This window comes from Rhodococcus coprophilus NBRC 100603 (assembly GCF_001895045.1).
Lineage (GTDB): Bacteria > Actinomycetota > Actinomycetes > Mycobacteriales > Mycobacteriaceae > Rhodococcus > Rhodococcus coprophilus.
In genome coordinates this window covers 206,662-225,589 of the sequence record NZ_BDAM01000007.1, presented here as the reverse complement: position 1 = coordinate 225,589, position 18,928 = coordinate 206,662, and the positions used below count along the sequence as shown (strand labels likewise).

The following is an 18,928-nucleotide window of genomic DNA, read 5'->3' as shown; positions in this document are numbered from 1 at the left end:
GACCTGGATCACCCGTACGTATCGCGAGGGCCGCGCCCCCGGACATGGCGCTCACCCTTGCGCCAACTGGGTGCTGTCGGACCGGTGATCCTCAGTTCCTTCACCACTCCGTGGCCGACCGAGGCGGCGATCTTCGCCAGGATCTGCGACTGCATCATCCGGAGCTGGGTCGCCCAGGCCGTGGACTCGGCCGAAATATGCAGGATGCCGTCGCGCAGCGTCGTCGGCTGGGCGTGCCCGGCGATGTCCTCACCCACCACGCGCGCCCAACTCCCCAGGACGGTGCCCTCCGATACATGGGTCGACCAGCCACGCTGCTTCGAGATCGCCCCGGTCAGCGCGCCGAGGGGCTGAGGGTCACGGTCGTCGGGCCCGGGGCCGGACCAGCCGCGACGACGCCTGCGAGGACGCAGATTCCCGCGCGACGCGCGCCCCTGTCCAACGGCCTTGCCACTGGCTTTGGCTGCGGCTCGAGCTTCCTCGAGCGCGCGCCGCGCCAGATCGACGCCCTTGAGTTCGGGCTCGCCGGGCTGCGGTCCGTCGTCGGGCCGTGGCTGATCACTCATCTGAACTCCCCACCGGTTGTGCATGCGGCCACTGCACGGATCCCAGCACAGAGGTCCGACCGTTTTCGGTGTCTTCGACATCTACCGGGAACCGTGCCCCGCTCAACTCGTCCGGAACGTCCTCGGGAACCGCCGCGGTGATCAGCACTTGTTCGGCCGAGGCGGCCACTTCGGCAAGCGCTGTACGACGACGACGATCGAGTTCGGCGAAGACGTCGTCGAGCATCAGCACCGGATCGGTACCGTCGGTCCGGAGCAGTGCGAACGCGCCGAGTCGCAGCGCGAGCGCGAACGACCACGACTCACCGTGACTCGCGTATCCCTTCGCCGCGTGATCGCCCAGGATCAACTCGAGATCGTCCCGGTGCGGCCCCACCAAGCACACCCCGCGCTCTATCTCCTTGGTCCGCGATTCCGCCAACCGGTGCAGGAACACCGTCTCGAGGAATTCACGGTCGTCGGGGGCGGGAACCCGGCCGGGGTCGGAGAACTCCTCGGGCAGGGCGTCACCGAGACTGCTGCGGTATCGCAGGCTCGCCGGGCGGGATTCCGGTGCGATGGACCGGTAGGCCTCCGTCACGTGCGGTGTGAGGGCGTGCAGCAATTCGAGTCGGGCCGCGAGCAATTCCGAGCCGTGCGCGGCGAGGTGGCCGTCCCATACGTCGAGGGTCGCCAATGCACTCGTACCGTCACTCGAGCGTGTACCGCGTCGCAGCGCACCTCCGGCCGTCTTGAGAAGCGCCGAACGCTGTCTCAGCACCTTGTCGTAGTCGGCCCGCACTCCGCTCATCCGGGGAAACCGGGTGGTGAGCAACTCGTCGAGGTACCGTCGCCGATCCCCGGGGTCGCCGCGCACCAGCGAAAGATCCTCGGGCGCGAAGAGAACGGTCCTCAGGATTCCGAGGATCTCCCGCGGCCGGCGGGCGGGCGACTGGTTGATCCGGGCGCGATTGGCCTTGCCCTCGAGGATCTCGATATCGATGCCCAGTTCACGGCCCGCGTTGACGACCTGGGCAGCAGCGAATGCGCGGGTGGTGCCGGCACGTAGCAGCGGTGCGTCGGACGCGACGCGGTGCGACGACAACGTCGACAGGTATCCGAGAGCCTCGAGCAGGTTGGTCTTGCCGTAGCCGTTACGCCCGACGAAGACCGTCGCTCCGGGCTGTAGATCCACGGAAACGGCTTCCCAGGAACGGAAGTCGCGCAACGAGAAGGTGCGAACGTACACGGCCGTCCAAATCTGGCGCGCCGGTCAGCCCGGCAGGCGCACCGGCATCAGCAGATAGGTGTAATCGCTCTCGGGGGCAGCGAAGGTACCCGAAGCGTCGGGCGACGGTTCTTCGTCGACTGCGGGCCGGAGTACGGCGGGCCGGCTCGCGGTGGTGAAACCGAACGAGACCTTGTCGGTGTGCAGCGAGGTCAATCCGTCGAGCAGGTACCCCGGGTTGAACGCGATGACCAGCGGTTCACCGTAGAACTCGGCGGGATGTGATTCCTCGGCGCGACCGGCATCGTCGCCGCCGGCGGACAGGAGGACCCCGCCGTCGGTGAACTCGAGTCGGACCTGTGCTCCACGCTCCGCAACGAGTGCCACACGCTTGATCGCCTCGACGAGCGGAGCGATCTCGACGGTGGCCATCGCAGTGTGCTCGTTGGGGAGCAACTGGCGGAACTTGGGGAATTCGGCGTCGAGCAGGCGGGTGGTGGTGCGACGGCCGTCGGCGACGATGCCGAGCAGTCCCTCCGCACCCACGGACGAACCACTGCCCAGCGCGAGCTGCACAGGCGAATTCGACGATCCGCCAACAGTTTTCGCAGCCTCGGACAGCGTCTTGGCAGGAACGAGCACTGCGGCCGTGGTGGTGTCGGTGGTGGGCATCCACTCGAGTTTGCGCACCGCGAGACGGAACCGGTCGGTCGCGGCGAGCACCACATCGGTGCCGTCGATCTCGACCCGGATGCCGGTGAGCATCGGGAGGGTGTCGTCCCTGCCTGCGGCAACCGCGACCTGGCTGATCGCCTCGGCGAACAGATCGCCGGCCAGCGAACCGGTCTGCTGAGGCAGCTCGGGAAGCTGCGGGTAGTCCTCGACGGGCATCGTCGGGAGGGAGAATTTCGCGCTGCCACACGTGATGAGCACGCGGGTGCCGTCGAGCACCACATCCACGGGCTTGTTGGGCAGCGAGCGGGTGATGTCGGCGAGCAGCTTGCCCGACACGAGCGCCTGACCGGTGGTGATTACCTCGGCGGCGACGTGGACCTGCGCCGATACCTCGTAGTCGAATCCCGAGACGGTCAATCCCTGTTCTTCGGCTCCGAGCAGCACGCCACCGAGAACGGGCACCGGTGGGCGGGACGGCAGACTCCGGGCAACCCACGCGACAGAGTCGGCGAAGTCCTCGCGAGCAACACGAAACTTCATGCTTCCAAGCTCCATCGCCCGGTGGATCCCTTCGATCGTGGTCTCGACAAGTCGTACGAAGTCTGACACAAGGCCCCGACTCCGTGGGGCGGCGTCGGGGGATGCGGCTCCACGGTATGCCTTCCCGGCCTGGTTGGAAAGCTGAGGACTCGGGGCACACGACTCCTCGAGAGGCCTGTGGACCGACTCCATCCACACAGCTGTTTTTAAATAGTTTTCTCAGAAGAACTCACAGAAGTAGTAATAGGTCCTGTGGAATCTGTGGACGGATCGACGTCTACGCTGGTGGGTGTACTTCTCGAGGGCCACACACTCGAGGATGAACTCGAGGACTACTCGAGGATGAATGTGAATTCCTCGAGACTGTTCAACCTCTGTCCACCGTCCGTCCACAAAGATCCCACGTTGTGCACACCCTTGTCCACAAGTGTGAGTGCCCGGACTTTCTCGAGATGCGGGACGAAAATGCCACAGGGAGCGCCCTGTGGGCACTCCCTGTGGATGACTTTCGGCGGTGTGAACTACCGCTTGGACCTCTGCTTGATGCGTGCAGTCAGTTCCTGAACCTGGTCGTAGACCTTCCGGCGTTCGGTCATTTCCTTGCGAATCTTCTTGTCCGCGTACATAACTGTGGTGTGATCGCGGCCGAACGTCTGACCGATCTTGGGTAGCGACAGGTCGGTCAGCTCGCGGCACAGGTACATCGATATCTGCCTGGCCTGGGCGAGTGGACGCGCCTTGCCCGGTCCGCACAGATCGTCGATGGACGTGCCGAAGTACTCCGCGGTCACCGCCATGATGGTCGCGGCGTTGATCTCGAGAGCCGTAGAATCGGGCATCAGATCCCGCAGCACGACCTCTGCCAGCGTCAGATCGAGCGGTTGCCTGTTGAGCGATGCGAAGGCTGTGACACGGATCAGTGCACCCTCGAGTTCACGAATGTTGCGTTCGATCCGGCTGGCGATCAGCTCGAGGACGTCGTGCGGGACGTTGAGCCCGTCCATCCGCGCCTTCTTGCTGAGGATCGCGATGCGCGTCTCGAGTTCGGGCGGCTGCACATCGGTGATCAGGCCCCACTCGAACCGGGTGCGCAGGCGCTCCTCGAGCGTCGCCAGTTGCTTGGGCGGCCGGTCCGACGACACCACGATCTGCTTGTTCGCGTTGTGGAGGGTGTTGAAGGTGTGGAAGAACTCCTCCTGAATACCTTCTTTGCCCTCGATGAACTGGATGTCGTCGACCAGCAGGATGTCGGTCTCCCGGTAGCGCCGCTTGAACGCGACCTTCCGGTCGTCGCGCAGGCTGTTGATGAAGTCGTTCGTGAACTCCTCGGTGGAGACGTACTTCACCCTCATCCCGGGGAAAAGGCGCTGCGCATAGTGTCCCGCCGCGTGGAGCAGGTGTGTCTTGCCCAGGCCGGACGCGCCCCAGATGAACAAGGGGTTGTATGCCCTGGCAGGGGCCTCGGCGATCGCGACGGCGGCCGCGTGGGCGAAGCGGTTCGACGCCCCGATCACGAAGGTGTCGAAGGTGTACTTGGCGTTGAGGCTGCTACTGCCCATCGACGGCGTTTCGGGTGGCGGCGGCTGCGTGAAGTACGACGGCCACGATTCGCGGACCGCGGTCAGTGCCTCCCGGTCGTCGTCCACTTCCTCATGGTCGCCGGGCTCACCGTCGAGCATGTCGTCGCGTGCCGTGCTGTATCTCCGGCGGAGGTGCCCGATACCTTCACCGGGCGACATGCCGTCACGGGAGGAGCGACCGTCTCGAGGCGAACCCGCATCTCGAGATCCCGCCGGCTCGCGTCGTGCGTCCCGGGCGCGGCTCTCTCCACTGCGGGTATCGACACCTGCTCGTTCCTCGGGCAGACCCTCGAGGGGAAGGGTGTCGCGCGGTTCCGCGTACGGATCCTCTGCGGGGTCGTCGATGCGCTCCCGGGGCTCTACCCGGACTCCGAGGCCTTCGACGCGATGTCCCAGGTAACGGGTGAGGACTCGCAGGATCGGTTCGCGCAGATCGCGCTCGATGGATTGCTGGGCCAACGTGGACGGTACCGACAGCAGGGCGAAGCCCTGGGCCAACGTGATCGGTTTGACCAGCGCGAGCCACGCCTTCTGGCTCTTGGTGAGCACTCCGTCGTCCGCTGTCAGCTCGGCGACGACGTCCGCCCACACATCGGCAAGCGCGTTCGGCTCGTCGTTCACGTAGCTTCCTCCCACAGGGTCGACATGATTTCCACACGATTATCCACAGGTGTGGACAACCGAGTGGTATGGCCCGGTGGATGTGTGCTGGTGATGTGCAACTCTGTGCACGGACGAAGGGGACGAACGAGTTTTCGTGCCGGCTTCTTGCGCTCAGTCTGGCATACGAGGCGCGGTCCGGCCGTTGCGCCTCGGCGCCGGTTCAGGAGCGGTCGTGCGCGACCGGCGGCCGCGCACATCGTCGATGCTCGTGCGGCGCCGGCACGAGAGGGCTTGTGTGCTGCGGGTTCGCGGACGAAGCCATGCGAGAGATGGTAGCCCACGGTGATGTGGCACACACCCGTTGTGAGAGGGCAACTTCGGGTCAAGTTGTCCGGCGTGTCGGGTTGCGCGGACACGGAGGCAGCGGTTTGATTTCGCGTCCCGATCCGAGTAGCCTCGAACAGTCACTCATGCAGAAGTGATAGGTCCGTGCTGCACTCATTGCGCACGGGTCGTGCGAAATCCGTATAAGTTAGACCGATGGCGCCTGCCGGCGTCACATATATCTCGAGGAGTGTTGACCGTGGCTAAGGGCAAGCGGACGTTCCAGCCGAACAACCGACGCCGCGCGCGCGTCCACGGCTTCCGTCTCCGGATGCGGACCCGTGCGGGTCGCGCAATCGTGACGGCGCGTCGCCGTAAGGGCCGCGCTTCACTCACCGCCTGATCCCGTAACGGGAGCTCGGGGTGTTACCTGAGCCGTATCGCCTGCGGCGCCGCACGGACTTTTCCGATACCGTCCGTCGCGGTCGCCGTCAGGGGCGGCGGGACCTTGTGATTCACGCTCTCGAGCGTGATCGGTCCGAGTTCTTGGTGAGTGTCGACGGTCCCCGTTTCGGGCTCGTCGTGAATAAGGCTGTCGGGCCGGCGGTGATTCGACATCGAGTCGCGCGCCGGCTTCGTCATATCTGTGCCTCCCTCGTCGAGCGCGTGCCGGCTGACACCGACGTCGTATTGCGAGCCCTGCCGGGTGCGGCGACCGCGGATTCGCGTGAACTCGACAAGCAGATCCGTACGGGTCTGGCTCGTCTCGGACTTCTCGACACCCCGGATGCCGTCGGTGAGCCGGTTGCAGCCGAGCTCGGGAACCACGCATGACCACCTCGCATTCGACCTGGAACGCGATCCGGTCCGCGCCGGCGCGGGCCCTGGTCTTTTGCATCGAGCTCTACCGCACGTACGTGTCGCCGACCCGCATGCCGACGTGCCGATTCGTGCCCACCTGTAGCGAATACGCGGTCGAAGCGTTGCGCAAGCGAGGGTTCGTGGTCGGAACGGCGCTGACCGTGGTGCGGCTGCTCAAATGCGCTCCCTGGCATCCTGGAGGATGGGATCCGGTACCCGAGCGGAGTCATCGGTCGTCCCACGTGGGTACCTGACCGGAGCGAAGACCTGAGACCGACGCCTCTCCGTGGCGACATGGACGACCCGAGGAGTACATAGAGCCGTGCTCGACTTCATCTACTATCCCGTGTCCTGGATCCTCTGGGTCTGGCACAAAGCCTTCTCGTTCGTGCTTGCGCCCGACAGTGGTTGGACGTGGGCGCTGTCGGTGGTGTTCCTCGTGTTCACCCTCCGCGCCATCCTGTACAAGCCGTTCGTCAAGCAGGTCCGCACGACTCGGCAGATGCAGGAGCTTCAGCCGCAGATCAAGGCACTGCAGAAGAAGTACTCGAACGACCGGCAGCGCCAGGCGCTCGAGATGCAGAAGCTCCAGAAGGAGCACGGCTTCAACCCCCTCATGGGCTGCCTACCGGTTCTTCTGCAGGTGCCGGTGTTCATCGGCCTGTTCCACGTCCTGCGCTCGTTCAACCGGACCGGCACCGGGTTCGGTCAGCTCGGCCTGACGCCGGAGCAGAACGCCCAGGTCGGCAACTACGCGTTCAGCCCGGAAGACGTCGAATCCTTCCTCAGCGCGCGTCTGTTCGGTGCCCCCATCTCGTCCTGGATCACCCAGCCGATCGCATCGCTCGAGGCTTTCGCCCCGTTCGGTGACATTCCGTCGCGGTGGCAGATCGCGGCTGTCGCCGTTCCCCTCATGATCGTGGCCGGCATCGCGACGCACTTCAACGCTCGCGCTTCGGTCGCCCGGCAGAGTGCCCAGGCCGCGGCGAATCCGCAAGCCGCGATCATGAACAAGCTGGCTCTCTACGTGTTCCCGCTCGGCGTCCTCGTCGGTGGTCCGTTCCTGCCGATCGCCATCATCCTGTACTGGGTGAGCAACAATGTGTGGACGTACGGGCAGCAGCACCTCGTCTTCCGGAAGATCGACCAAGAAGAAGAAGAGAAGCGCGCCGCGGCGCTCGCACGCCGGAACGAGAATGCTCCGAAGCCGGGTGCCAGGCCCAACAAAGCGAAGAAGAAGAAGGGCGCCGTAGCTTCGGCAGACAGCGCCCCGGTCGACGATACGAGCGCCGAAACCGGGCCGGAAGTTTCACTGACCAAGAAGGATGCAAGCGAAACCGGCACGACCGGCGACACCACGCCGACCTCCGGTTCGGGCTCGTCGACTCCGAAACCGGGTAGCCGTCCCAAGAACTCCAAGCGCAAGCGGCGCTGACCGAAGTAGAAGAGAGCTGATCATGGCCAGTGACCTGGACAAGGCACAGGAGGACATCGAGGTGACCGGCGAGGCGCGCGAGCCTGCACTCGAAAGCGACCCTGAACTCGACACCGACGTGGTCGACGACGAAGACCTGATCGAAGAGGGCGAAATCGCCGGCGACTATCTCGAGCAGTTGCTCGACGTGCTCGACTTCGACGGCGACATCGACCTCGACGTCGAGGGCGACCGGGCGGTAGTCAGCATCGACGGTGGCAAAGATCTGAGCAAGCTTGTCGGGAGCAACGGAGACGTCCTCGACGCACTCCAGGAACTCACCAGGCTCGCCGTACAGCAGGCGACCGGCGAGCGCAGCAAGTTGATGCTCGACATTGCCGGCTGGCGCGCGGGTAAGCGTGCCGAACTGACCGAGCTCGGCACCTCAGCCGCAAAGCGCGTCCTCGCCGGCGGTGGCCGTGAGGAACTCGCGCCGATGACTCCCTTCGAGCGCAAGATCGTGCATGACGCGGTCGCCAAGGTGGACGGGGTCTCCAGCGAGAGCGAAGGTGCCGAACCGCATCGGCGCGTTGTGATCGTGCAGGATTGAGCCTTCCGCTTTCGGCTCGAAGAGGGACCCTGAATCGTCGGGGTCCCTCTTTTCATTCGATGGGGGCCCGACGGAACGGGTGCCGGTGTCGGTGACGCACCGGCGGCAGGAGAGGATGTTTCACGTGGAACAAGACGAGCCAGACCTGCTTGCGAATGCGCAGCGGATTTTCGGCGACCGATTCGAGCTCGCCGAGCGTTACCATCACTCGTTGTCGACCGACGGGGTCGAGCGCGGACTCATCGGCCCGCGCGAGGTGTCCCGGCTCTGGGAACGCCACATCTTGAACTGCGCGGTTCTGGGTGAACTCATCCAGGAGGACGAAGCCGTCGTCGACGTCGGTAGCGGTGCGGGACTGCCCGGGATTCCGCTTGCGATCGCGCGACCCGACTTGAAGATCACTCTCGTCGAACCCCTGCTGCGCCGCACCGTGTATCTGGCGGAATTCGTGGAGACGAACAACCTCGACAACGTTCTGGTGGTTCGCGGCCGGGCCGAGCAACCGAGCGTGCTCCAGGAAGCCGGTGGCGCCGACGTGGTCACCTCTCGTGCTGTCGCTCCGCTCGCGAAGCTCGCCAAGTGGTCGCTACCCCTGATCCACGAGGGGGGCCGCATGCTCGCGTTGAAGGGCGCGTCGGCTCAGGAAGAGATCGACCGTGATCGCGACGAACTCGCTCGTCTCGGTGCCGGCAATCTCGAGGTGCTCGAGTGCGGGCGCGACATGCTTCCGGTTCCGACACTCGTCGTGAAGGCGGAACGTATGCCGCGGGCCTCGCGCCGGCGAAAGAACCGATAACTGTTCCACGTGAAACGAACCCCTCCCCTCCCCCGCTTCGGGAGGTGAGGGGTTCTTCGTTATCTCGGTGTGCCGGGTCATTTCCGGTGCCGCTGCTTCCACATTTCGTTGGACGCACGACGTGTCTCGAGCTCGAGTCACTCTCTCGAGTATCGGAACGGTGCCCATGGGGACTTTCATCACTCGATTTCTCGGGTATCTCCGCCCCACGTCTATTTCGTCACTGTGACGCTCAATTCCTGGACCGAGGTCGAGGGGTTATCCGAATGCCAAACATCCTGTCGAGCAACCATTTACAGGGCAAGCGTTTCGAAAAGTATTGCGCCGCCCTATATTCGAAATCCAGGATCTCCACCGAGACGTCTTGCCCGCGTCTTTCGTCGACGGCCGGACTGTTTCACGTGAAACGACCGGGTGTGCCGGTTTTGGTCGCGCTGTTTCACGTGAAACAAAGACCCATGTTTCACGTGGAACGTCCTGCGGTGCGATCGCGTGGGTGCCACATAGAATGCGGATGGAATACTGAACCGACCGAGGAAGTGGACGTAAGACCACGCGTCGAAGCTGCGACCATTTCTCCGGATCATGTCTCACCCTCCTCGTTGTCGCGAGCGCGTTGTGCGTCGTGCACCGTGTCCCGGGAACGAAGAGGATGTAGCGTGCGGACAGTGCGGATCAATCGTTTAAGGAGCGTTCTATGACGGGTGGATCTGAATCCGCTGTTTCACGTGAAACCGAGGCAATGAACGACGAATTCTCCCCCGTCCCGTTCGATGGGTTCTCCGGGATCGATACGCCCATCGGCGCAGCCGCCCATCGCGCGAGCCAGGTGCTTCATCCGAGTGAGGCAATCTCCCTCCCGAAGCCACACGAGCGCCGAGTCCTCACCATCGCCAACCAGAAGGGTGGGGTGGGCAAGACCACGACCGCGGTCAACCTTGCCTCCGCACTCGCCGTCCAGGGACTGACCGTCCTCGTCGTCGATCTCGACCCGCAGGGCAATGCAAGTACCGCGCTCGGGGTACCGCACCACTCCGGCGTGCCGTCGAGTTACGAGATCCTCCTGGGCGAGGTGTCGGCCGCCGACGCCGTTCAGCAGAGTCCCCACAGTGAGCGACTCTTCTGCATCCCGGCGACGATCGATCTGGCCGGCGCCGAGATCGAACTCGTCTCCATGGTGGCGCGCGAGAATCGACTCAGGAACGCGCTCACCAAAGAGGCGCTGGGACCGCGCGACTACGACTACGTCATCATCGACTGCCCGCCTTCTCTGGGCCTCTTGACGGTCAATGCGCTCGTGGCCGCGAAGGAAGTTCTGATCCCCATCCAGTGCGAGTACTACGCGCTCGAGGGCGTCGGTCAACTTCTCCGCAATATCGAACTCGTACAGTCGCACCTCAACCGCGACCTTCATGTGTCCACGGTGCTGCTCACGATGTACGACGGGCGCACGAAGCTGGCGGATCAGGTCGCCGCCGAGGTGCGCGCCCACTTCGGCTCCGCGGTGCTGCGATCCGTCATCCCGCGAAGTGTGAAGGTCTCTGAAGCTCCCGGCTACGGGATGACGGTGCTCGACTACGATCCGGGATCGCGTGGCGCGATGAGTTACCTCGACGCCGGGCGCGAATTGGCGGCACGCGGGACACAGAAGAAGCAGGGGAACGAATGAGCGCGACACGTAAAGGCGGGCTCGGTCGCGGATTGGCCGCACTGATCCCGACCGGCCCTCCGGTGGATGTGCCCGCATCGGACACCGCCGGAGCGGCTTCGACGACCACTGCTGCTCCCGCGGCGCCTGCCGCCACGCCGCCCACGAAGCCGGCAGCCAGTCGTCGGCAGGGAGCATCGCCGGGGATGACGCTTTCGCCGTCGGGACTCGGATCCGCCGCCGCAGACCTCATCATCGGGGACAGCAAGATCGCCCCGGCGGACGGGCAAGGCGACGACACCGAATTGGTCGAAGCGGGTTCCGAACCTCTCCCCTCCCCCGCAGGTGCGGTGTATCTCGAGATCCCGATCGACCGGATCGACCGGAATCCCAAGCAGCCCCGCCAGGTGTTCGATGAAGAGGCACTGACCGAACTCGTCCATTCGATCCGCGAGTTCGGTCTCATGCAGCCAATCGTCGTGCGGCGGGCCGAAGGTGATCGCTTCCAGCTGATCATGGGTGAGCGTCGCTGGCGCGCCTCGCAGGAAGCCGGCCTCGACACCATCGCCGCGATCGTCCGCGACACGGACGACCATGCGCTGCTGCGCGACGCTCTTCTCGAGAACATCCACCGTGTCCAGCTGAACCCTCTCGAAGAGGCCGCCGCCTATCAACAGTTGCTCGAGGAGTTCGAGGTCACCCACGAGGAACTGGCCACGCGTCTGGGACGCTCTCGTCCGGTCATCACCAACATGATCCGGTTGCTGAAGCTGCCCATTCCCGTCCAGCGTCGGGTCGCCGCGGGTGTGCTGAGTGCCGGACACGCGCGTGCCCTGCTCGCGCTCGAAGCCGGTGCCGACGCCCAGGAGGCGCTCGCGATGCGCATTGTTGCGGAGGGCATGTCCGTGCGGGCGACCGAGGAAGCCGTCATGCTCGCGAACCGGAGTGGCGCGCCCGATGCGCCGTCCCCGGCGCGACGGAAGCCCATCCAGATGCCTGGACTGCAGGACGTCGCCGAGCGGCTGTCCAACTCGTTCGACACCCGCGTGACCGTGAGCCTGGGTAAGCGCAAAGGCAAGATCGTGGTGGAGTTCGGCTCGGTGGACGACCTCGAACGGATCGTGACGATGATGCAGACCCAGCGCGTGACCGACCAGGGCGCTACGAACGAGACCCGTCCGTCTTGACTCCCGGCCGGGGCAGGACAACAGTCTGCTAGAGAAAGACGTGGAGGCGAAAGTATCCCGTGTCGACGCGAGTCACGCCGCTGTCCCTGAGTGCGATCGAGCAATTGCCCACGCACCCGCGCAGGTGTGTGTTCTGGGAAATGGATCCGGCGCCCGAAGGCCACGGCCGCGACTTCTGCGACCCCGAATTCGAGAAGGAAGCATGGCTCTCGATGGTCATGCTCGAGTGGGGGTCGTGTGCGCAGGTCGCCTCGTTCGGCGACTCCGACGACAAGATCGCTGGAGTCGCGTTCTATGCGCCGCCCAACATGGTGCCCCGGGCACGGCTCTTTCCGACCTCACCGGTCAGCGCTGACGCGATCCTCCTCACGACGATGCGGATCGAGCCCCACGCGTCCGACTTGGATGTGGGCGCCGATCTCATCCGTGCGGTCGTGACCGATCTGGTCCGCCGCAACGTCCGGGCTCTCGAGGCGTTCGGATTCCGTCGTCAGGAAGACGACAGGCCCTCGGCGGGGTACGTGCCCAGCACCACGTCGGTGCGCGAGTGCTCCCCGGCCGAGTGCATGATCGGCGCCGACTTTCTCGAGGACATGGGTTTCGAAGTGGTGGCGCCGCATCCGCGCTTCCCTCGGTTGCGACTCGAACTCGATCGCGATCACGGGTGGAAGGAAGAGGTCGAAGCGGCTCTCGAGCGCCTGATCGAAGCGGCGTCGCTGACCGTGGAAGACGTCACCGGGCGCACCGCGCTGGCGGTGCCGTAGACCGATCGCACCGGGCGGCCCCTGCCACGGCACGGGCGGGGCGGGGGCTCAGCGAGTCGGCCGGGACACGGGACTCAGCGAGTCGGCCGGGACAGGGGACTCAGCGAGTCTCGGTGATGGACAGTTCCTCGGCGAGCAGTTCGGCGAAGGTGTAAGTACCGGTCGGTTGATCGTCCTGCCCGAGCAAGTACAACCGCTTCACGGCGACGAGAATCGCCTCGGCGATCACGTCCCGAGTCTTCGGGTCGGCGAGCAGCGATGCGTCGTGCTCGTTGGTGAGGTAACCGAGATCGATCTGCACGGTCGGCATGTTGGTCAGGCGAAGCAGGTCCCACGTGCGACCGTGACTCCGGCAGTCCTGCAGCGACGTACGTGCGACGATCTCGCGCTGGATGAAGCCCGTGAGAACCTGCCCGATCATCGACTCCGAGCCGTGCGAGTTGCCGTAGTGGAAACTCGCGATGCCGCTCGCGTGCGGGTTCGAGCTCGAGTCGCAGCGCAGCGAGATCATCAGGTCGGCACCGAACGCGTTGGACGTGCCGGCGCGCTCCACATCGGTGGGATCGGCGTGATACGGACGCGAGAGGAACGTCTCCATGCCGGTGGCCGCCATCCGGCCCTCGAGCCGCCGCGCGAGATCCCACAAGATGTCGGCCTCGGAAATCGGACCGTGCTCGCTCGGCACGATGATGCCGTGGTCGCGCCCGCCGAGACCGGGATCGATGACGATCCGCTTCCCGCTCAGCTGAGGACCGGACCGTCGTACGATCTCCTCTTCGCTGATGGCATGCGGCGACCCACCAGACACCCGGGTACCGAGCAGTTCGAGCGACCGCAAGGTTTCCGGACCGCAGATGCCGTCTGCGGCGAGACCGATCTCGCGCTGGAACGAACTGAGCCCCTCATGGGTCTTCTGCCCGAAATAGCCGTCCACCCGGGACACGTAGAAGCCGAGATCCTGCAGCCGGGTCTGCAGCGCCGCCACGTCGTCGCCGTACAGCGGTGCGGACAACTGGTACATCAAGGTGCGTGCGCCGAGCCGATACGACGCTTCTTTGAGAGAGCGGTACGTCGCAGGGCCGACGATCCCGTCGACGAGGAGACCGCGCTGCTGCTGGAAGGCACGCACTGCACCGTCGAGCTCACGATCGAAGACGACGTCGGAGCCCATCCAGCCGTCAGAGGAGTCTGGACGAGCGTTGAGGAAACCCAGGCCGGCGAGAGTGCTCCGAATCTCGGCGACTGCCGGGCCATGGTCGCCGTGACGAAGAGGGCGCATGCGTTGGGCCTTTCCGTGCTGACCGGATTGCGCCCAGCGCGGGGCAGGGCAGCATCGAACGGAATTATCTCAGATGCGCCGGGAGCCTGGGCCCCGGGCGCATCCGAGAATCGATCCTCGGGACCGTACTACAGGACGTCCGCGAGGTCCCGGAGCAACGCCGCCTTGCCCTTCGCGCCCACGATGGTCTTCACAGGCTTGCCACCGGAGAACAGGATCATGGTGGGAATGGACATCACCTGGTAGTCGCGGGCCGCCGACGGATTGGCATCGATGTCGAGCTTGGCGATCGTCAGCTTGTCGCCGTGCTCACCCGCGATCTCCTCGAGGACCGGAGCGACCATCTTGCACGGACCGCACCACGTGGCCCAGAAATCGACAAGCACGGGCTTGTCGGACTGCAGTACGTCCTCGACGAACGAGGAATCGGTGATGGTAACGGTGTTGGTGTCCTTGACGGCCACGATATCTCCTGTGTCGAGCGGGAATTGATGAGTGAGTGGTGCTGTCAGACCTGGGCGGGCACGACAGCGGGCGGAACCTCGTGGCGCGCGACGAGCCAGCGCTCGGCGTCGATCGCTGCGGAACAACCGCTGCCGGCCGCGGTGATTGCCTGGCGGTAGGTGTGGTCGACGAGGTCGCCGGCTGCGAAGACACCCGGCAGTGACGTCGCCGTGGTGCGGCCGACGACCTTGACGTAGCCCTCGTCGTCCAGCTCGACCTGCCCGGCGACGAGCGCACTGCGTGGGTCGTGGCCGACGGCGACGAAGAGACCGGTCGCCGGGAGTTCGCTGAGCTCGCCGGTGACGGTGTCCTCGACGGTCAGCGACGAGACGCTGTTCTCACCGTTCACCTCGACGACCCGCGTCTTGGTGAGGAAGCGGATCTTCTCGTTCGCCTCGGCGCGCTCGAGCATGATCTTCGATGCGCGGAACTCTTCGCGGCGGTGGACGATGGTCACGCTGCGCGCGAAGCGGGTCAGGAAGGTGGCCTCCTCCATTGCCGAGTCGCCACCGCCGACGACGGCGATGTCCTGATCACGGAAGAAGAAGCCGTCGCAGGTCGCGCATGCGGACACTCCGCGGCCGAGGAGTCGCTCCTCCCCCGGCACGCCGAGGTACCGCGGTTCGGCGCCCATCGCGAGGACGACGGCACGGCTGCTGTAGGTTTCCCCGTTCGCCACGACGGTCTTGACCGGACCGGCCAGGTCCACTTCTTCGACGTCCTCGGTGCGGATGTCCGCGCCGAAGCGGAGTGCCTGCTCGCGCATCTGGTCCATCAGTTCGGGACCCATGATGCCGTCTTTGAAGCCCGGGAAGTTCTCGACCTCGGTGGTGGTCATCAGTTCGCCACCGAACTGTGTTCCCTCGAACACGATGGGCTTCAGTTCAGCGCGGGCCGCATAGATCGCGGCGGTGTATCCGGCGGGTCCCGAACCGATGATGATGAGATCGTGAATGGTGGGCTGGGTCGTCATGCGGCGAAGGCCTTCCGGGTCGGCGGGCGGGACTGTCGTAGCGGCCGCGGGCCGACAAGCGGCTCGGCAGCATACACAGATGTCAACACCAGGGTAAACGGTGTTGTTCCCCTCGCACCGTGCGTCACCCCACAGCGGGTGACCCACCCACCTCCGGACGGTCAGACGGCTCCGGGGACCTCACGCAGGGTTTCCCTGATCACGCACTTGGTTCCGGTGTAGATCGTGGGCATGCACTTGTTGCAGTGGATGCACAGTCCTTCGTCGGCGGTGTGGTTGCGGAACTTGTCGACGAGATACGGGTCGCGGAGCAGTGCTCGGCCCATGGCCACGAACTCGAATCCTTCGTGCAGAGCGTTGTCTATGGTGTCGATGCGGTTGATACCGCCGAGCAGGATCAACGGCAGCGACAACTCCGACCGGAACTGCCGGGCCATCGGGAGGAAGAACGCCTCCTCGAACGGCAACTTCGGGAAGATCTTGGGTCCGTAAACCTTCAGCCCCCACCCGACGACCTTCGGCTGAGACTGCACGAACTCCTTCATCGGGACGTCACCGCGGAAGAAGTACATCCCGTTGAGCAGCGAACTCCCACCCGTCAGCTGCATGGCGTCGATGGTGCCGTCGGACTCGATGAGCTTGGCCATCGGCAGTGATTCGTCGAGCCACAGACCCTTCGGCACACCGTCGGTCATGTTGAACTTGGCGATCACCGCGACCGAGTCGCCTACTGCTTCCCGGATCGCTGCGAGGACGCGTCGTGGGAATGCTGTGCGGTTCGCGATGCTTCCGCCGTAGTGGTCGCTGCGTTTGTTGAGGTTCGGGCTCATGAACGAGCTGAGCAGGTAGTTGTGTCCGAGATGGACTTCGAGTGCGTCGAATCCCGATTCCACGGCGTACCGCGCCGCTGAGACGTAGTCCGCGACGATCGCGTCGAGCTGATCGAGGGACGCGCCACGGACGAGGCCCATGGCGGGCGCGCTGATCCGCGTCGACGGCGCGGTCGTGCTCATTCCGTTCGACAGTTGATTGGCGACTAGACCCGCGTGCCCGATCTGAGCCGACGCGAGCGCACCCTCGCGGTGTACGGCGTCGGTGAGACGGGTGAGGCCGGGCACGGCATCACGGTCGAGGACGAGGGTGTCGCGGTGGACGCGGCCGGCGGGCGAGACGGAGCAGTAGGCCACTGTGGTCAGGGCGGTGCCACCGCGCGCGACCTCGGCGTGGAAGTCCACGAGCTTGTCGGTGACCGCACCCTTGGGCATGACGCCCTCGAAGGTCGCCGCCTTGATGATGCGGTTGCGGAGGGTGAGCGGCCCGAGGCGAGCCGGTTCGAAGACGGTGGATCGCGGCGCAGTCATGACCCTACTTTCGATGCCAGTGGTATCGTAATTTTCCCGACTATAACCCCGATCACACCCCAGGCGCTGTCTGGTCCCACCCACGCGAGATGCCGATGTCTGCTGCACCCACCGGTCGTCCCCGCGACCCCCGTATCGACAGCGAAGTCCTCGCCGTCACCCGCGAAATGCTCGTTCGCGACGGGTGGGACGGTCTGAGCATGCGTGCGATCGCCGCACGTGCGGGAGTCGGGCGCGCGGCATTGACTCGCCGGTGGCCCAGCAAAGCGCACCTGGTTCTCGACGCTCTGCTCGGTTCGGCGCCCGACCTGTCTCCGTACGACGGGATCGACCGCAAAGGGTGGATCGAATGGGTGGTCGCCGGCAGCAACGAACTCTTCTCGCGGCCGGAGGTCCGTGCCGCACTACCCGGATTGCTCGCGGCGCTGCGCGACCACGAGGACCTGCGAAACGCGCTGTGGCGCACATTCAGCGGCCCCAGCACCGCCCTGTTCACCGAGGACGGCGGCGAAGACGCCGAACTCGATGCGAGAGCGGCACTCGTCATGGCCGCCGGGACCGCGCTGTTCACCGGATTGATCGCTGCCGAGGACGACACTCCGGCGCTGCGCGAGCGGATACTTCACCTGTTGCTGACCATCGCCGAGTGACGCCCGGGTAGCTGGCGCCTACCCGATGGTATGAATTGCGAGGGTGGCGGGATCGGTTGCGTCACATTCGGTTCCGACAATCACTGCCGTCAGCTGCGGAGGGTTCGGCCCGCTGAGGAGGAGCAGAACCGCCTCGCGCTCACGGAATTCGGTCTGCCGCGATCCCAGCAACGGAGACGAAGAATCGAATCCGTTCGCCTGCAAGCATTCTCGGAGACGATCCTTGTCCGAGAGGGGACCGAGCGAAGTCTTGCCGACCATCGAACGCAGTTCGGCGGGATCGAACACGGCATCGCTGGGCGGAGCGGCGTAGGCGTCGCTGCCGGTGTCGTCTCCACCCGGTGCCGAATCGATCAGGACCATCGCGAACACAGCGGCGAACACTGCTGCCGCGGCGACACCGGCTCCGGCAATCCATTTCCGGGCAGGGCGTCGTCGGGCAGTTGCCAGCGCGGTGTCGATCCGGGCGGCGACATCCTGAGGAATCGGCTCTGCCGGTTCGCTGTCGCGAAGCCGGCCCAGCCGCGCCTGCACCGCGTCGAGACGTCCGACAACCGCGGCAGCTTCCGGGTCGGCACGTACCAAGGGCCAGAGGCGTTGCGCCACGTCGTCGTCCAGGACGCCCGCATGCAGATCGGCGAGCAGGTCGTGCGAGTACGGCGGACGGGGTATCTCGTCCTCGTTCATGCGCGTTCTCCTCGACGGATCGGGTGTCCTCACCAGAGTAAGACGATTCGGGCTCGTGTTCGGTTCCCTCATTCGCGAAGGTCGCCGAGCACCACCGCGAGTTTGCGGCGCGCCCGCGCGCACCGGCTCTTGACCGTTCCCTCCGGTACGCCCAGTCGAAGGGCTGCCTCACGTACCGAGTATCCCTCCACGTCCACCGCCACGATCGCCGCCCGCTGGTCCGGTGGAAGAGTGAACAGCGCTGTTCTCACATCGAGTGCGAGCTCAGTGTCATGGATGGAATCCCTTACCGCACGCGGTTTCTCGGATTCGTCCGTGAACAGAGGCACCGTCGGCCGAACCTTGTTGCGGCGGATGCGGTCGAGGCACGCGTTGACGACGATGGTGTGCATCCAGCTCCGCACCGCGGCGTCCTGGCGAAAGTTCGCAGCCATCCGATGCGCCGACAACAGTGCCTCCTGCAACGAATCGGCCGCATCCTCGGGTGAGTAACTGGTGCGTCGCGCGACCTGCCACAAATGGTCGTAATGGCGCGACAGCAACGTCGCGAACGCCTCTCGATCGCCGGCGACGTGCGCCGCCAGCAACGCGGCGTCGGACGCCGACGTACCCGAGACTTCTGTAGGCACAGAGTCGTCGGGCACGGCGATTTTTGCGATCCCCCCGAAAATTCGCACGCGCGGATGGTAGCCGATCGCA

Annotated in this window: 20 protein-coding genes; 10 read left to right on the top strand and 10 right to left on the bottom strand. The window is 65.2% G+C overall.

Annotation, left to right across the window (positions count from 1 at the left end; translation table 11 throughout):
- Window positions 1-8 precede the first annotated feature (8 nt).
- The 4 genes from RDCOP1_RS12965 to dnaA all read right to left on the bottom strand — a co-directional run bounded on the left by RDCOP1_RS12965 (window position 9) and on the right by dnaA (window position 5,189).
- Window positions 9-566 carry a DUF721 family protein gene (locus RDCOP1_RS12965; protein WP_072701126.1) on the bottom strand — a complete coding sequence of 186 codons (558 nt, stop codon included), beginning with the start codon at window positions 564-566 and terminating at the stop codon, window positions 9-11.
- Complete coding sequence (gene recF / locus RDCOP1_RS12960) at window positions 559-1,794, bottom strand: DNA replication/repair protein RecF (protein WP_072701124.1); 1,236 nt, start codon at window positions 1,792-1,794, stop codon at window positions 559-561. The genes RDCOP1_RS12965 and recF overlap by 8 nt, the downstream gene beginning before the upstream one ends.
- Before the next feature lie 24 nt (window positions 1,795-1,818).
- Window positions 1,819-3,003, bottom strand: a complete 1,185-nt coding sequence (dnaN, locus tag RDCOP1_RS12955) for a DNA polymerase III subunit beta (RefSeq protein ID WP_072701472.1) — start codon at window positions 3,001-3,003, stop codon at window positions 1,819-1,821.
- A gap of 506 nt (window positions 3,004-3,509) precedes the next feature.
- Window positions 3,510-5,189 (bottom strand): chromosomal replication initiator protein DnaA, encoded by a 1,680-nt coding sequence (gene dnaA / locus RDCOP1_RS12950; protein WP_072701470.1) that lies wholly within the window; start codon window positions 5,187-5,189, stop codon window positions 3,510-3,512.
- Window positions 5,190-5,754: 565 nt separating this feature from the next.
- On the opposite strand from dnaA, the gene rpmH reads away from it, so the two are divergent.
- From rpmH to RDCOP1_RS12905, 9 genes are all read left to right on the top strand, one after another.
- Window positions 5,755-5,898, top strand: coding sequence for a 50S ribosomal protein L34 (rpmH, locus tag RDCOP1_RS12945; protein WP_040744549.1), 144 nt, complete (start codon window positions 5,755-5,757; stop codon window positions 5,896-5,898).
- A gap of 20 nt (window positions 5,899-5,918) precedes the next feature.
- The gene (rnpA, locus tag RDCOP1_RS12940; RefSeq protein ID WP_072701122.1) at window positions 5,919-6,329 is read left to right on the top strand and encodes a ribonuclease P protein component; all 411 of its coding nucleotides are present in this window, start codon (window positions 5,919-5,921) and stop codon (window positions 6,327-6,329) included.
- Window positions 6,326-6,610: a membrane protein insertion efficiency factor YidD gene (gene yidD / locus RDCOP1_RS12935; protein WP_072701120.1), complete on the top strand. Its 285-nt coding sequence runs from the start codon at window positions 6,326-6,328 to the stop codon at window positions 6,608-6,610. Before rnpA ends, yidD begins: the two co-directional genes overlap by 4 nt.
- A gap of 68 nt (window positions 6,611-6,678) precedes the next feature.
- Window positions 6,679-7,791 carry a membrane protein insertase YidC gene (gene yidC / locus RDCOP1_RS12930; RefSeq protein ID WP_072701118.1) on the top strand — a complete coding sequence of 371 codons (1,113 nt, stop codon included), beginning with the start codon at window positions 6,679-6,681 and terminating at the stop codon, window positions 7,789-7,791.
- Between the two features lie 22 nt (window positions 7,792-7,813).
- Window positions 7,814-8,380 (top strand): Jag family protein, encoded by a 567-nt coding sequence (locus RDCOP1_RS12925; RefSeq protein ID WP_072701117.1) that lies wholly within the window; start codon window positions 7,814-7,816, stop codon window positions 8,378-8,380.
- A gap of 115 nt (window positions 8,381-8,495) precedes the next feature.
- Complete coding sequence (gene rsmG / locus RDCOP1_RS12920; RefSeq protein ID WP_072701468.1) at window positions 8,496-9,176, top strand: 16S rRNA (guanine(527)-N(7))-methyltransferase RsmG; 681 nt, start codon at window positions 8,496-8,498, stop codon at window positions 9,174-9,176.
- A gap of 697 nt (window positions 9,177-9,873) precedes the next feature.
- A complete protein-coding gene (locus RDCOP1_RS12915; RefSeq protein WP_072701115.1) occupies window positions 9,874-10,845 on the top strand; it encodes a ParA family protein in 972 nt (323 codons plus the stop codon).
- Window positions 10,842-12,011 carry a ParB/RepB/Spo0J family partition protein gene (locus RDCOP1_RS12910; protein WP_072701113.1) on the top strand — a complete coding sequence of 390 codons (1,170 nt, stop codon included), beginning with the start codon at window positions 10,842-10,844 and terminating at the stop codon, window positions 12,009-12,011. The genes RDCOP1_RS12915 and RDCOP1_RS12910 overlap by 4 nt, the downstream gene beginning before the upstream one ends.
- Before the next feature lie 59 nt (window positions 12,012-12,070).
- A complete protein-coding gene (locus RDCOP1_RS12905) occupies window positions 12,071-12,775 on the top strand; it encodes a hypothetical protein (RefSeq protein ID WP_072701111.1) in 705 nt (234 codons plus the stop codon).
- A 100-nt stretch (window positions 12,776-12,875) separates the two neighbouring features.
- Here the strand turns inward: RDCOP1_RS12905 and RDCOP1_RS12900 are convergent, their stop codons facing one another.
- The 4 genes from RDCOP1_RS12900 to RDCOP1_RS12885 form a co-directional block, all read right to left on the bottom strand.
- Window positions 12,876-14,054: an N-acetylmuramoyl-L-alanine amidase gene (locus RDCOP1_RS12900; RefSeq protein ID WP_072701108.1), complete on the bottom strand. Its 1,179-nt coding sequence runs from the start codon at window positions 14,052-14,054 to the stop codon at window positions 12,876-12,878.
- Window positions 14,055-14,182: 128 nt separating this feature from the next.
- Window positions 14,183-14,518 (bottom strand): thioredoxin, encoded by a 336-nt coding sequence (trxA, locus tag RDCOP1_RS12895; protein ID WP_072701106.1) that lies wholly within the window; start codon window positions 14,516-14,518, stop codon window positions 14,183-14,185.
- A gap of 44 nt (window positions 14,519-14,562) precedes the next feature.
- Entirely contained in the window at window positions 14,563-15,531 is a 969-nt protein-coding gene (trxB, locus tag RDCOP1_RS12890; protein WP_072701104.1) for a thioredoxin-disulfide reductase, read from the bottom strand.
- A gap of 161 nt (window positions 15,532-15,692) precedes the next feature.
- Window positions 15,693-16,892, bottom strand: a complete 1,200-nt coding sequence (locus tag RDCOP1_RS12885) for an NADH:flavin oxidoreductase (RefSeq protein ID WP_072701102.1) — start codon at window positions 16,890-16,892, stop codon at window positions 15,693-15,695.
- 95 nt (window positions 16,893-16,987) lie between these two features.
- On the opposite strand from RDCOP1_RS12885, the gene RDCOP1_RS12880 reads away from it, so the two are divergent.
- Complete coding sequence (locus RDCOP1_RS12880; protein WP_174555809.1) at window positions 16,988-17,542, top strand: TetR family transcriptional regulator; 555 nt, start codon at window positions 16,988-16,990, stop codon at window positions 17,540-17,542.
- A gap of 18 nt (window positions 17,543-17,560) precedes the next feature.
- Here RDCOP1_RS12880 and RDCOP1_RS12875 read toward each other — a convergent pair whose 3' ends face one another.
- Entirely contained in the window at window positions 17,561-18,229 is a 669-nt protein-coding gene (locus RDCOP1_RS12875; RefSeq protein WP_072701099.1) for an RsmA family anti-sigma factor, read from the bottom strand.
- A 68-nt stretch (window positions 18,230-18,297) separates the two neighbouring features.
- Window positions 18,298-18,858: an RNA polymerase sigma factor SigM gene (gene sigM, locus RDCOP1_RS12870; protein ID WP_072701466.1), complete on the bottom strand. Its 561-nt coding sequence runs from the start codon at window positions 18,856-18,858 to the stop codon at window positions 18,298-18,300.
- Between the last annotated feature and the right edge of the window lie 70 nt (window positions 18,859-18,928).

Excerpts from the sequence above, each read along its gene's own strand:
- RDCOP1_RS12900 (WP_072701108.1), bottom strand. The coding sequence starts at position 14,054 with ATGCGCCCTCTTCGTCACGGCGACCATGGCCCGGCAGTCGCCGAGATT.
- trxB (WP_072701104.1), bottom strand. The coding sequence starts at position 15,531 with ATGACGACCCAGCCCACCATTCACGATCTCATCATCATCGGTTCGGGA.
- RDCOP1_RS12965 (WP_072701126.1), bottom strand. The coding sequence starts at position 566 with ATGAGTGATCAGCCACGGCCCGACGACGGACCGCAGCCCGGCGAGCCC.
- RDCOP1_RS12910 (WP_072701113.1), top strand. The coding sequence starts at position 10,842 with ATGAGCGCGACACGTAAAGGCGGGCTCGGTCGCGGATTGGCCGCACTG.
- rsmG (WP_072701468.1), top strand. The coding sequence starts at position 8,496 with ATGTTTCACGTGGAACAAGACGAGCCAGACCTGCTTGCGAATGCGCAG.
- yidD (WP_072701120.1), top strand. The coding sequence starts at position 6,326 with ATGACCACCTCGCATTCGACCTGGAACGCGATCCGGTCCGCGCCGGCG.
- RDCOP1_RS12915 (WP_072701115.1), top strand. The coding sequence starts at position 9,874 with ATGACGGGTGGATCTGAATCCGCTGTTTCACGTGAAACCGAGGCAATG.
- dnaN (WP_072701472.1), bottom strand. The coding sequence starts at position 3,003 with ATGGAGCTTGGAAGCATGAAGTTTCGTGTTGCTCGCGAGGACTTCGCC.
- RDCOP1_RS12880 (WP_174555809.1), top strand. The coding sequence starts at position 16,988 with ATGTCTGCTGCACCCACCGGTCGTCCCCGCGACCCCCGTATCGACAGC.
- RDCOP1_RS12885 (WP_072701102.1), bottom strand. The coding sequence starts at position 16,892 with ATGACTGCGCCGCGATCCACCGTCTTCGAACCGGCTCGCCTCGGGCCG.
- RDCOP1_RS12925 (WP_072701117.1), top strand. The coding sequence starts at position 7,814 with ATGGCCAGTGACCTGGACAAGGCACAGGAGGACATCGAGGTGACCGGC.
- RDCOP1_RS12875 (WP_072701099.1), bottom strand. The coding sequence starts at position 18,229 with ATGAACGAGGACGAGATACCCCGTCCGCCGTACTCGCACGACCTGCTC.